Origin of the sequence: Sporolactobacillus sp. THM19-2 (genome assembly GCF_004153195.1) — a bacterium.
GTDB lineage: Bacteria > Bacillota > Bacilli > Bacillales > Sporolactobacillaceae > Sporolactobacillus.
The window spans coordinates 89394-102630 of sequence record NZ_SEMC01000002.1 but is presented as its reverse complement, the minus strand read 5'-3'; the positions used below and the strand labels follow the sequence as shown (position 1 = coordinate 102630).

The following is a 13237-nucleotide window of genomic DNA, read 5'->3' as shown; positions in this document are numbered from 1 at the left end:
CATATAATGATGGGTAGAGAAACAGCCCGTAAAGCGTTTTCTCTGTGACGGATGAGGTGGAAAAATGTTTGAACGTTTGCAATCCATGGAAGAACGCTATGAAAAATTGAATCAGCTGCTCGCCGATCCGGAGGTGATCAGCGATCATGATAAACTGCGCCGATATTCGAAGGAGCAGTCTGATCTGCAGGAAACCGTTACTGTTTATCGTCGCTACCAGAAGGCGGATCACGAGCTTAATGAGTCGAAGTCGATGCTTGACGAATCTCTGGATGATGCGATGAAAGGTATGGTCCGCGATGAGATTGCCCGCCTGGAAAAAGAAAAAAGCAGGCTGGAAAAACAGCTCAGGCAGCTCCTGATTCCGAAAGATCCGAATGACAGCCGCAACGTTATTGTTGAAATCCGCGGCGCGGCCGGCGGCGATGAGGCGGCACTTTTTGCCGGTGATCTGTTCCGCATGTACTCGCGCTATGCTGAACATCATCAATGGAAGACGGAAGTCATTGATGCCAGTCCTAACGGTATCGGCGGGTATAAGGAAATTGTTTTTATGATCACCGGACGGGGTGCCTGGTCCCGGCTGAAATATGAAAACGGGGCTCACCGGGTCCAGCGCGTTCCGGAAACAGAGTCCGGCGGCCGGATTCATACATCAACCGCAACCGTCGCCGTGCTTCCGGAAGCAAAGGAAGTCGAGGTCAATCTGAATGAAAAAGATATCCGGGTGGACCGGTTCGCGTCGAGCGGACCGGGAGGACAAAGTGTCAATACGACGATGTCCGCTATCCGGCTGACGCACATCCCGACAGGCATTGTCGTCTCCTGTCAGGAAGAACGCTCACAGATCAAGAATAAGGAAAAAGCGATGAAAGTCCTGCGTGCCCGTGTATATGACAAGTATCAGAGAGAAGCGCAGGAAAAATACGACTCCACCCGGAGATCGGCCGTCGGAACGGGCGATCGTTCCGAGCGGATCCGGACCTATAATTTTTCTCAAAACCGGGTGACCGACCACCGGATTGGCCTGACGATTCATCAGCTGGACCAGGTCCTGAGCGGCAATCTGGACGAGATCATAAATGCTTTAATCATGGACGATCAGTCGAAAAAAATGGAGCAGGCGGATGCCCGATGACACTCAGGAGATATGAAGCGCTCAAATGGGCATCTGCTTTTTTAAAAGAAAATCATCGAGATGAAAATATTGGTGAAATTCTGCTCTGCTCCCGGCTGCACCTGTCGCGAACCGACCTGTTCGTCAATAACCGTGACCTGCTCACCCGGCAGGATGAGGCATGGTTTCGGGAACGCGTTGCGGAACATGTGAAAACCGGCGCACCTGTCCAGTATATGCTCGGACAGGCGCCTTTTTACGGGCGTATGTTTAAAGTCACGCCTGCCGTACTGATCCCGCGTCAGGAAACAGAAGAACTGGTCTATCGCATCGGAAAATGGGCCGGGCGTTTTTTTCCAGATAAAAAACTTGAGGTCTGCGATATCGGTACCGGAAGCGGGGCGATTGCTATTACGCTCGCCCTGGAACATCCGGACTGGCACGTCACGGCAACGGATATCTCCTGCGAGGCACTGGCTGTTGCCGGAGAAAATGCGCGCCACCTGGGTGCAAAAGTTGACTTTCGCCCGGGGGACCTGACCGTGCCGCTCGCCGGCCTGCACTATGATATTCTCGTGTCAAATCCGCCCTATATCTCCCGCACCGGGATGGAGCAGCTGGACGATACGGTTAAAGATTTCGAGCCGCATCTGGCTCTTTTCGGCGGGGGAGACGGGCTGGACTGTTACCGGCAGATCCTCCGGGGAGTAACTGCTTTTTCCACCGGTCCGCTTTTCCTCCTTGGCTTTGAAATCGGTGCGGAACAGGGGCAGGCCATCTCCGGGCTGATCCGGAGCACTTTTCCTAATCGGATCGAAGCGCTGGCAGTCGAAAAGGATATTGCGGGACTGGACCGTAATGTCCTGGCTGTCCTTCGAAAAAAATAAAGTCGTACAACAGGTTTAATCGTTCCGCTTCCTGCCCACACTGTCGGGTAAGGAGGCGGGAAGGATGAAAAGATCACTGGCACTTATTTTTCTATTCACTATTATTCTCACAGGCGTCCTGTTTTTTACTCAGAGCCATTCGTCCAGGGCGGATGATCAGGACCCGATTCCGAAAGACGCAATCCGGCTGCGCATCCTGGCAAACAGCGATTCGCCGGCCGATCAGGTGGTCAAGCGTCAGGTACGCGATGCGATCAACCGCGATATCAGCGGATGGGTGCAGAATCTGGAATCCCCGGAACAGGCCGAGAAAATCATCCACGCGCATCTGCCTGAACTGCGACAGACCGTCATGCGTACACTGCGCAGGGTTCATGCCGACCCCACCTTTACGATCAAACTCGGTCAGGCGGATTTTCCAACTAAAATGTACGGGGAGTACGTATATCCTGCCGGTGAATATAAGGCCCTTGTCATTACCCTCGGCGATGGAAAGGGGGCAAACTGGTGGTGTGTGCTCTTCCCGCCGCTCTGTTTCCTCGACTTTTCAAACAGTGAGGCCGTCCCTGCACAGGCAAGTTCGGCAATGCCGGAGACACAAGCTGCGGAACCTGAACGGGAAAAATCAGAAAAAAAGATTGAAGTTCGGTCTTTCGCCGGCGATCTTTTCAACAAAATACGACAACTGTTTGACTGATTCAGAGCATCATCACAGACTCATAGACACATTGTGTTATACTGATTATATTGTGAGGCCGGCAGAGACGCCGGTCTCCTTAATGCGGAAAAAAGGGGATCACAAAAAATGACAGAGACAAAACTGTGGCGGGTGGACCCCGGGGCTGAAGGTCTCGCGGACGACCCGCAGATCAGGGAGGCGGCCGCCTGTCTTGCAAGAGGTGAAATCATCGCCTTCCCGACGGAGACCGTCTATGGCCTGGGCGGAAACGCTAAATTCAGGGACTCAGTCAGGAAAATCTACGAAGCAAAAGGCAGACCAAGCGACAACCCGCTGATTGTCCATGTCGCCACGACGGAGCAGGTACGGGAAATCTGTACAGATATTAATCCGATGGCGAAAAAACTGATGGATGCCTTCTGGCCCGGACCGATGACGCTTGTTCTTCCTTCACGCGGTGAGGTATCGGATACCGTGACTGCCGGACTGTCTACTGTTGCCGTCCGAATGCCGGCCCATCCGGTTGCCCGTGCCCTGATTCTGGCATCCGGGCTGCCGATTGCCGCACCGTCTGCTAACAGTTCGGGGCACCCGAGCCCAACTAAAGCCGAACACGTTTATCACGATCTGAATGGAAAAATTGCCGGAATCATCGATGGCGGAGAGACGGGTGTCGGGGTTGAATCGACCGTCGTCGATTGCACATTGACCCCGATTACAATTCTGCGCCCCGGCGGTATTTCCAAAGAGCAGTTGGAACAGGTGGCCGGTACGGTAGCTGATGACCCCGGCCTGACCCGGCCTGATCAGATTCCGAAAGCGCCCGGAATGAAATATAAGCACTATGCCCCGGACGCAACCATGCTTCTTGTTCCGGCCGGTAAAGAAAAAATTCAGGAACTGATTACCGACGAAAAGAATAGCGAACGGCGGGTAGGCGTTCTGACAACGGAAGAAAACCGTGAAGCCTTCCCGGAAGCGGACGTCGTCCTCTGCTGCGGCAGACGCAGTGACCTGAAAACTGTTGCCCACCGGCTGTTTGCGGTCCTCCGTGATTTTAATTCGAAAAAAGTCAACGTGATCTACAGTGAAACCTTTCCGGAAACCGGAATCGGTAAAGCGATTATGAACCGGCTGTCTAAGGCGGCAGGCGGCAGAATCGTTGAATAAAATAAACGTTTGATTAAGGGGATTCCTGATCGGGATCCCCTTTTCTCCTTCTAACCACCCCGGGACATGCATAAATTGCATCATGGGACTGGAAAGGGGAACAGCCATGGTCGAACAGCTGATTGGGCAGGGATTTGCCATTCTTATGATGGCACTGGCACTGGGTATGGACGCTTTTTCCGTATGTATGGGGATGGGAATGACGGACTCACGCTTACGGAATGTAGCAAAAACCGGCTTGTGGATCGGGCTTTTTCACATGCTGATGCCCCTGTCAGGTATGATACTCGGACATCTGCTCTCTGATCAATTTGGCGAGATTGCCGCCATCGCCGGAGGCATTCTGCTTCTTCTGATCGGTGCCCAGATGATTTTTACCGTACTCAGCCGGAAAAAGAGTGGCAGGGAACTGGATATCACATCGGATACGGGCATGCTGCTCTTTTCCATGAGCGTCAGTATCGACAGTTTCTCCGTCGGTCTGAGCATGGGCCTGTTCGGCGCGCGCGGGGTGGCGGCTATTCTTCTTTTCGGTGTGGTCAGTATGATCATGGCCTGGACGGGCTTTTATTTAGGGAGGCGTACAAAAAATTATTTTGGCCGGTTTGGCGAAATGATTGGCGGGCTGATTCTGCTCTTTTTCGGGTTGAAACTGATCTTCCATCTTCATCTGTAATCAGCCTTCCTGCGACGCCGCCCTGTGGATTCCGCCAAAATTTCCCGGGAAATGACATAATCCTGCCCAAAGTGGCGCAAGCTGTTATAATTGTAATAGAAATGAACGCCTGTACTCTGGGAAGGACATGATGATGGAAAATTACAGTCAGCAGCTCATAGATGAAGTTGGCCGCGCGCTGAACGATCTGGCCGCGGCTATGCCTTTTGATGAACGCCATTTACTGGTTCTTGGCTGCAGTACAAGTGAAGTACGCGGCAACCGAATCGGCACATCCGGTTCGCCGGAGATCGCTGCCGCCATATATCAGGCAATAAAAACCTGCCACGACCGGACAGGTGTACATTTTGCCTTTCAGTGCTGCGAGCATCTGAACCGGGCCCTTGTGCTGGACCGGGAAGTCGCCGAACAACGGCATTTCGATCCTGTTACCGTCCGCCCGATTCCACACGCCGGAGGCTCGATGGCCGCCTATGCCTGGGAACATCTTTCCCATCCGGTCGTTGTGGAATTTATCCGTGCCGATGGCGGACTGGATATCGGTGACACGCTGATCGGCATGCATCTGAAACACGTAGCCGTACCGGTCAGAAGTCAGGTCAGGCAGATCGGCGAGGCCCATCTTGTCATGGCCCGCACCCGCCCGAAGCTGATCGGCGGCGAACGCGCGGTCTATCCGGAAAAAGAAACCTCGGGCCGCACCTGTTTATAAACAGGAGAACGGAGTCAATCCCAATCCGTTCTCCTGCTTTTTCGTGCGTTCCGGCGGAAATTCAGGGCCGCGCCCGGATCAACAGATCATCCGGCTGAAATCATGGTGCATTCCGGCCGGATGAACGGCGCAATAGGCTGAATCATGGGGCGTTCCAGCCGGATGAACGGCGCAATAGGCTGAATCATGGTGCATCTCGGCCGGATAAACGGAGCAATGGGCTGAATGCCTCACCTGGTCCCGGAAGCTCCGTATTCAGCCATTCCGTAAAGTCAGGTACGAATCGACCTGTTCGGCCGATTTCTTTTTCTTAATCTGGAGAAAATGTGATAAACTTTACATGAATCAGACTTTTCGAACAGGAAACCTACCTGATTTTTTACTATCCCTAATTTCTGAGAGGAGTGCAACTCATTCATGACAAGCATGAAACAGCAGGATCCGGAAGTTTTCAAGGCAATCGAGCAGGAACTGGGCAGGCAGAGAAAGAAGATTGAACTGATTGCCTCAGAAAATTTTGTCAGTGAAGCCGTACTCGAAGCAGCGGGTTCGGTTCTGACCAATAAATATGCAGAAGGTTATCCCGGACATCGCTATTACGGCGGCTGTGAATACGTCGATATTGTAGAAAATCTGGCAAGAGACAGAGCCCTGAAGCTGTTTGGTGCGGAACACGTTAACGTCCAGCCTCATTCAGGTGCTCAGGCGAATATGGCGGTTTATGACACGATTCTGGAACCGGGCGACACCGTGCTTGGCATGCGTCTTTCACATGGCGGGCATCTGACCCATGGCAGCAAAGTCAATTTCAGTGGTCAGCTCTATCATTTTGTTGATTACGGAGTAAGAAGGGACACGCAGCGCATTGATTATGACGAAGTGCGCAGCCAGGCCCTGAAATACAGGCCAAAACTGATCGTTGCCGGTGCCAGTGCTTACCCGCGTATCATCGACTTTAAGAAATTCCGCGAAATTGCCGACGAAATCGGCGCTTATCTGATGGTCGACATGGCACACATCGCCGGACTTGTTGCCACCGGTCTGCATCCAAGCCCGATCCCGTATTGCGATTTTGTCACCACCACGACGCATAAAACCCTGCGCGGGCCACGCGGCGGAATGATCTTCTGCAAGAAAAAATTTGCGAAAAAGCTGGACAAGGCGATCTTCCCGGGCATCCAGGGCGGACCGTTGATGCACATTATTGCAGCGAAAGCCGTGGCATTCGGTGAAGATCTGCAGCCGGCATTCAAAACGTATTCGGCACAGATCGTTGCCAACGCCAAAGCGTTTGCGGCAGCCCTCCAGGAAAATGGCCTGAATCTTGTATCAGGTGGAACGGATAATCATCTCGTCCTCGTAGATGTCCGCAATCTGGGTATCACCGGGAAAAAAGCAGAAGCCGTGCTGGACAGCATTGGCATTACAACGAATAAAAATACCATTCCATTCGATCCGGAAAAACCGTTTGTCACCAGTGGCATCCGTATGGGGACACCGGCTGTGACGACACGTGGATTCAAGGAAGAGGATATGAAAGAAGTAGCCTCCATTATCGCAGCGGCTCTGAAACACCCGGATGATGAGGCGGTATTGAAAGAGGCAGCTGACCGTGCAGCTGCGCTGACTGAGAAACACCCGCTCTATGCACAGGGTGCCGGAGTTTTTGCCTGACGAGGTGGCAGATCGGTCAGGTTTCCTCTATTATATATATTGGCTGCGCTGACTGGAGAGCCCGTCCCCGGGTATGATTCAGGAACGGGGGCGGGCATCATCAGGCCGGTGATCAAGCCACAGAATGATGAAATGGGGGTGAGAAATATGGGAAAGCTGGTTGTACTGGATCACCCGCTGATACAGCATAAACTGACCATGATCCGCAATAAGGAGACCGGAACCAAGGCCTTCCGCGAACTTGTTGACGAAATCGCGATGCTGATGGCTTTTGAAATCACACGTGACCTGCCGCTTGAAGAGGTAGAGGTTCAGACACCTGTAGCAAAAGCAAAAGCGTATCAACTGACCGGGAAAAAGCTCGGCATCGTTCCGGTTCTCCGCGCCGGGCTCGGTATGGTCAATGGCATGCTTAATCTGATTCCTGCGGCAAAAGTCGGTCATGTCGGCCTTTTCCGTGACCCGAAAACGCTCAAACCGGTAGAATATTATTTTAAAATGCCGACCGACATTGCCGAACGTGACCTGATTATCGTTGATCCCATGCTGGCGACAGGCGGCACAGCAGCTGAAACGATTACGCTCTTGAAGAAACATGGAGCCGGTAATATCAAGCTGATGTGCCTGATCGGCGCTCCGGAAGGGGTAAAGATGGTGCAGGAGGCACATCCGGATGTAGATATTTATCTCGCGGCGCTCGATGAACGGTTGAATGAACATGGCTATATTATTCCCGGGCTTGGCGACGCCGGAGACCGACTGTTTGGAACCAAATAACAAAAATGAAAATTATTTTTCACCGGCAGAAAATATTGCGGTATATATTTTCTTTGTTCTTGTTTTGTCACATTTCAACTGTGCAGTGATCAAGAAAATTGGTTAGAATTTTAATTATAGAGAAAAAGCGGAGTTGATCTTCCATGTACCCTGCGCTGACATTTTCAATGACCGATATCACAAAAAATGTCGGTATATGTTGACATCAAGACAGCGCTTTCGATAAAATGTAAAGGTAGTGCTCATTTAGCTGAGGCGCAGATGGACCCGCTCTTTTTTCTCAATTCTGTCAGACACAAATATGCATAAATTGTGTCATGTCCCACGTTTTTCGGTAAGCCGGCGAATGTTTGAATCATCGGGAGGCTGAATCATGAAGGGCGATAAGAAGGATAATCCACTTTATATGGCCGCCGTCGTCAGTGCCATGGGATTTGAAATTTTCGCCTTTATCATTATCGGCGCGCTGGGCGGAAATTATCTGGACCACCGCTTTGGCACATCCCGTCTGTGGCTGCCCATTCTTGCGGTTGCCGGATTCTTCTTCGGATTGCTCAGCTGTTTTTATACGCTGAAATCTTTTATGAAAAAATGAGCAATGACAGAGATTATTTTTCTGTCCATGTTTGAATTCTGCAATCCTGGGATAATCTGGTTGTAGAAACCGGGAAGCCCCGACAAACCTTCCCGGCGGATCAGCCGGTTTATATAACTACTATTCTAATGGGGCGGGCAACATGTATCGCAGCCCGGAGTTTACATACAATGGAACGGGTCCGCCGGGTCGCTTCATACGATTCGGACAGGTTGTGTCGCCCTGTTATCAGGAATCTGTATCTTCAGTCGGTGAAAAGAGAAACACATTATGTTCGGATGAAGGGGGGGAGACTCTTGGATCTGACTCCGAAAGTTAAGTTTCTCGGTATGACCTTTGATCTCACGGTGATTATTGGCAGTGTGGTTGCAGCCATCCTTGTTTTTCTGCTTGTCACAGCGCTGACACGGAAACTGACTATCCGGCCGTCGGGTAAGCAGAATGTGATGGAATACGTGATCGATTTTATTAGCGGGATCACGGGGATCATGATGGAAAAAAAGGAATCGTACAAGTATATCAGCTTCGCCCTGACGACTTTCCTCTTTATCATGATCTCCAACCTGCTGGGCGTTATCGTCATTGTTACTGCGGAAGTAGCAGGACCGATTCCGCAACTGGGCATTACAGCGGATATGCTGAAGTCGACACATGAAGTGAGCTGGTTTAAATCACCGACTTCGGACCTGAACGTCACTGTCGCCATGGCCGGAGCTGTCTTGATTTATTCTCACTTCGCAGGTGTGGTGAAGCATCCGGGCACCTATGTAAAAGATTATTTCAAGCCTTATGCATGGATGCTGCCATTTAATATCATTGATGAACTGGCCAAGCCGGTAACACACGCCGCCCGTCTGTGGGCGAACATCTTTGCCGGAGAAGTGCTGATCCTGATTCTGCGGCAGGGTACACTGTATTTAACGGCGCTCCCGCTTGCCGCCTGGATGGGCTTTTCAGTCTTCGTCGGCGTGATCCAGGCTTACATTTTTACCGTACTGGCCATGGTCTACATCGGGCAGAAAGTGTCGGCGGAATAGCCGCACGGGCTCATGAAGAAATGTTTTTCGTGTTGAAAAAAACATCGACATTTTGGGAGGAATATTTACTATGACTACAATTCTTGCTGGTGCACTCATGATCGGTTTAGGAGCTCTTGCAGCAGGTATCGGCGACAGTATTCTGTTCGCACGTTATATGGAAGGGATCGCGCGTCAGCCGGAAGCAAGGGGCACACTCTTTGGCCAGACCATGATTCTTTTCGGACTGATTGAAGCCCTGCCGATCATCTCTATCGCATTCGGCATCCTGGTTCTCTTCGGGATCGTAGGCTGATCAAAAATGAGGTGGGGGACACATCGCCCCCGCTTTCTTTCAAATGAAACAAAAACCGGATTTTCCGAAAGGGTGCCGGCCAATCAATGAGTGAAAGGAGTGGCAGAGTATATGCAATTTTCCCTGGGAACAATTCTGGCTCAAATCGTCATTTTTCTGATTCTGATGGCGCTTGTTGCCTGGAAGGCTGTTGGACCGATTGCAAGAGTAATGGAAAAACGCAGAAAATATATCAATAATCAGATCAATGAAGCTGAAGGCAACCGCGATGAAGCTCAGAAATATCTGGATCAGCAGAAAAGTGAACTTGACAAGATGCGCCGCGAATCGCGAGACTTGATCGAACAGGCGAAAAGCCAGGCAGCTGCCGAGTCGAAAAGCATTATCGATGCGGCGAAAAACCGCTCCGATCTCCTGATTAAGGAAGCACACGAAGAAATTGACAGTGAAAAGGCCAAAGCCATTGCTTCGATACGTGATGAAGTGGCTGATCTCTCCGTGATGCTGGCTTCCAAAGTGCTTGAAAAAGAGATCAATGCCAAAGATTATACAAAAGAGATTGACCAGTTGATGAAACAGGTGGGGAACCAGCAATGAGCCAGATCGTAGCGAACCGTTATGCAAAAGCACTTTTTGAAGTAGCTGAAGAACGCGGCGCCATTGATGCTGTTGAAGCCCAGTTGAATGCAGTCGCGAATACACTGACGGGAAATGAAGATCTCCGCGTCATACTGACGCATCCGCAGGTTTCAGGCGGTAATAAGAAAGCACTGGTCGAAAAACTTTTTGCAAATACCACTGGCACTGAAGTTATGAATCTGCTGAGAATGCTCATCGATCGAAAACGCGAATCGATCATCGGTGATGTGCTTGAAGCTTTTACGCACATGGCGGATCTGAAACGGGGGATCCTCGACGTGACGGTCACAACAGCCGTCCCTCTGAACGAAGAGGAAGAAAGCGACCTGTCTTCCCGACTCAGCCGGGTGTTGGGTAAAAAGCTCCGCATGCACGTGAAGGTGAAATCAGAGATCATCGGCGGCATTCTGCTCCGCATTGGTGACAAAGTGTACGACGGAACAATTGCCGGCAAACTGGCAGAATTCAAACAGGAGATTAAAGTAGGTAAACAGGGGTGAAAATATCGTGAGCATTAAAGCGGAAGAAATCAGCTCGCTGATCAAACAGCAGATTGAAAACTATCAATCGACTGTTGAAGTGAGCGAAGTCGGCACAGTCATCACTGTCGGCGACGGCATTGCCCGCGTCCACGGTCTTGACCGTGTCATGTCCGGCGAGCTCGTTGAATTCTCCAACGGTGTCATGGGTTTGGCTCAGAACCTTGAAGAAGACAATGTAGGTATCGTCATTCTTGGCCCTTATACAGATATCCACGAAGGTGATGAAGTCAAACGTACCGGACGTATCATGCAGGTCCCGGTAGGTAAGGCTTTGCTCGGCCGGGTTGTGAACCCTCTCGGCCAGCCGATTGATGGAAAAGGACCGATTGTTACAGATAAAACCCGTCCGGTTGAGAAAAAAGCGCCGGGCGTTATGGATCGTAAATCCGTATTCGAACCGCTGCAGACCGGAATTAAAGCGATCGATTCCATGATTCCGATTGGACGCGGCCAGCGTGAATTGATCATTGGTGACCGTCAGACCGGTAAGACGGCGATTGCGGTCGATACGATCATCAACCAGAAAGATCAGGATGTCATCAGTATTTACGTCGCTATCGGCCAGAAGGAATCAACAGTAGCCGGCGTTGTCGATACGCTGAAGAAATATGGTGTGATGGATAAAACAATCGTCGTTTCCGCCGGAGCTTCCGAGCCGGCGCCGCTGCTTTATCTGGCACCTTATGCCGGCGTCACAATGGGTGAGGAATTCATGTACAACGGCAAGCACGTTCTGATTGTCTATGATGACCTTTCCAAGCAGGCAGCGGCATACCGTGAACTTTCCTTACTGCTTCGCCGTCCGCCGGGCCGTGAAGCCTTCCCTGGCGATGTGTTTTACCTGCACTCAAGACTGCTCGAACGTGCGGCAAAACTGAGCGATAAACTCGGCGGCGGTTCCATTACCGCGCTGCCGATCATTGAAACACAGGCCGGGGATATCTCAGCTTACATCCCAACGAACGTGATTTCGATAACAGACGGTCAGATTTTCCTTGAATCCAATCTGTTCTACTCAGGTATTCGTCCGGCGGTAGATGCCGGTACATCGGTATCCCGTGTTGGTGGTGCCGCTCAGATCAAGGCAATGAGGAAAGTTGCTGGTACACTGAAACTGGATTTGGCTTCTTACCGTGAACTTGAAGCCTTCTCACAGTTCGGTTCTGATCTAGATAAAGCGACAAAAGCCAAGCTGGATCGTGGTGCCCGTACAGTTGAAGTCCTGAAACAGGACATCCACAAACCCTATCCTGTTGAAGATCAGGTCGTTGTCCTTTACGCATTGACCAAAGGATTTATCGATGATGTGCCGATCGGTGACATCAAACGTTTTGAAAAGGAATTTCTCGCCTACCTGAAACAGAATGTTCTGGAACTCCCTGAAAAGATCAGGAAGACAGGAAATCTTCCGGACGCAAAGGAATTCGAAAAGGCGATCACTGCATTCAAGAAAACCTTCGCAGCAACACATGCTGAATAACTTGATTCAGGATTAAAAGGTGGTGAACGAATATGCCTTCGATGCGCGACATTAAGGAGAAGATTGCTTCTACCAAAAAGATGCGCAAAATTACCAAAGCCATGCAGATGGTTTCGGCTGCGAAGCTCAATCATGCACAGAACAGTGCGCAGAATTACGTGGCTTACATGGAAGGCCTGAAAGAAGTCGTTGCCAGTATTGCCAGCGGAAAACAGTCGGAGGCGAACAGCAGGCATCCCATGCTCGAGAGCCGTCCGGTAAAAAAGGCCGCCTATTTTGTGATCACCGCCGACCGCGGACTTGCCGGAGCTTACAATGGTAATATCCTGAAATATACCCAGGAGCTGATTCGGAAAAACCATCACTCCCCGGAGGAATATACCATTATTGTCACTGGTAAGGTTGGGCTGAATTTTTTCAGGAAGCGCAATTACCCGGTCGTTTACAGCCAGACGGACATGCCGGATATACTGACCTTTGATGATACGATTGGGCTGGCAAGGAAAATGGTCGCACTTTATGATGATAAAAAAATTGATGTGCTGCATCTGATCTATAACCACTTTGTCAATGCGATGACACAGAGGCTTGTCGACAGCCAGCTCCTTCCGATACAGAATGTATTGAGCGAGGCAACAAAGAAGACCAATTATGCCTATGAACCTGATGAAGACGAAGTGCTTGATAAACTGCTGCCACTCTACGCAGAAGGGCAGATCTACGGTGCTCTGCTCGATGCCAAAGCGGCTGAGCACGCGGCACGTTCAACTGCCATGAGGAGCGCGTCGGATAACGCGAACGATATTATCGACAACCTGTCGCTGTCGTTCAACCGTGCGCGTCAGGCAGCGATTACTCAGGAAATTACTGAAATTGTCGGCGGAGCTGCCGCCCTCGAATAATACGGGAACACGAAAATCGGGTTTTTAAGTCTTCCCGGAAAGTAAAAAGCTGATA

General features: G+C 50.8%; 15 protein-coding genes. All 15 read left to right on the top strand.

The window, feature by feature from the left end:
• Window positions 1-64 precede the first annotated feature (64 nt).
• The 15 genes from prfA (at window position 65) to atpG (ending at window position 13182) form a co-directional block, all read left to right on the top strand.
• Window positions 65-1138 carry a peptide chain release factor 1 gene (gene prfA / locus EWH91_RS02350; RefSeq protein WP_129928416.1) on the top strand — a complete coding sequence of 358 codons (1074 nt, stop codon included), beginning with the start codon at window positions 65-67 and terminating at the stop codon, window positions 1136-1138.
• The gene (prmC, locus tag EWH91_RS02345) at window positions 1135-2004 is read left to right on the top strand and encodes a peptide chain release factor N(5)-glutamine methyltransferase (protein WP_129928415.1); all 870 of its coding nucleotides are present in this window, start codon (window positions 1135-1137) and stop codon (window positions 2002-2004) included. Before prfA ends, prmC begins: the two co-directional genes overlap by 4 nt.
• Before the next feature lie 64 nt (window positions 2005-2068).
• Window positions 2069-2701: a stage II sporulation protein R gene (spoIIR, locus tag EWH91_RS02340; RefSeq protein WP_129928414.1), complete on the top strand. Its 633-nt coding sequence runs from the start codon at window positions 2069-2071 to the stop codon at window positions 2699-2701.
• 108 nt (window positions 2702-2809) lie between these two features.
• The gene (locus EWH91_RS02335; RefSeq protein ID WP_129928413.1) at window positions 2810-3853 is read left to right on the top strand and encodes an L-threonylcarbamoyladenylate synthase; all 1044 of its coding nucleotides are present in this window, start codon (window positions 2810-2812) and stop codon (window positions 3851-3853) included.
• A gap of 106 nt (window positions 3854-3959) precedes the next feature.
• Window positions 3960-4529, top strand: a complete 570-nt coding sequence (locus EWH91_RS02330) for a manganese efflux pump MntP (RefSeq protein ID WP_129928412.1) — start codon at window positions 3960-3962, stop codon at window positions 4527-4529.
• Between the two features lie 133 nt (window positions 4530-4662).
• On the top strand, window positions 4663-5241 hold the full coding sequence (locus EWH91_RS02325; protein ID WP_206184261.1) for a TIGR01440 family protein: 579 nt from the start codon (window positions 4663-4665) through the stop codon (window positions 5239-5241).
• Between the two features lie 417 nt (window positions 5242-5658).
• On the top strand, window positions 5659-6915 hold the full coding sequence (gene glyA, locus EWH91_RS02320) for a serine hydroxymethyltransferase (RefSeq protein ID WP_129928410.1): 1257 nt from the start codon (window positions 5659-5661) through the stop codon (window positions 6913-6915).
• 147 nt (window positions 6916-7062) lie between these two features.
• A complete protein-coding gene (upp, locus tag EWH91_RS02315; RefSeq protein WP_129928409.1) occupies window positions 7063-7692 on the top strand; it encodes a uracil phosphoribosyltransferase in 630 nt (209 codons plus the stop codon).
• Between the two features lie 373 nt (window positions 7693-8065).
• Window positions 8066-8287 carry an AtpZ/AtpI family protein gene (locus EWH91_RS02310; protein ID WP_129928408.1) on the top strand — a complete coding sequence of 74 codons (222 nt, stop codon included), beginning with the start codon at window positions 8066-8068 and terminating at the stop codon, window positions 8285-8287.
• A gap of 296 nt (window positions 8288-8583) precedes the next feature.
• Window positions 8584-9324, top strand: a complete 741-nt coding sequence (atpB, locus tag EWH91_RS02305; RefSeq protein WP_129928407.1) for a F0F1 ATP synthase subunit A — start codon at window positions 8584-8586, stop codon at window positions 9322-9324.
• Between the two features lie 70 nt (window positions 9325-9394).
• A complete protein-coding gene (gene atpE / locus EWH91_RS02300) occupies window positions 9395-9619 on the top strand; it encodes a F0F1 ATP synthase subunit C (RefSeq protein ID WP_129928406.1) in 225 nt (74 codons plus the stop codon).
• A 111-nt stretch (window positions 9620-9730) separates the two neighbouring features.
• Window positions 9731-10216, top strand: a complete 486-nt coding sequence (gene atpF, locus EWH91_RS02295; RefSeq protein ID WP_129928405.1) for a F0F1 ATP synthase subunit B — start codon at window positions 9731-9733, stop codon at window positions 10214-10216.
• The gene (locus tag EWH91_RS02290) at window positions 10213-10758 is read left to right on the top strand and encodes a F0F1 ATP synthase subunit delta (RefSeq protein WP_129928404.1); all 546 of its coding nucleotides are present in this window, start codon (window positions 10213-10215) and stop codon (window positions 10756-10758) included. Before atpF ends, EWH91_RS02290 begins: the two co-directional genes overlap by 4 nt.
• A 7-nt stretch (window positions 10759-10765) precedes the next feature.
• Window positions 10766-12280 carry a F0F1 ATP synthase subunit alpha gene (gene atpA, locus EWH91_RS02285; protein WP_129928403.1) on the top strand — a complete coding sequence of 505 codons (1515 nt, stop codon included), beginning with the start codon at window positions 10766-10768 and terminating at the stop codon, window positions 12278-12280.
• A 32-nt stretch (window positions 12281-12312) separates the two neighbouring features.
• Window positions 12313-13182, top strand: coding sequence for an ATP synthase F1 subunit gamma (gene atpG, locus EWH91_RS02280; RefSeq protein ID WP_129928402.1), 870 nt, complete (start codon window positions 12313-12315; stop codon window positions 13180-13182).
• Window positions 13183-13237: the final 55 nt, after the last annotated feature.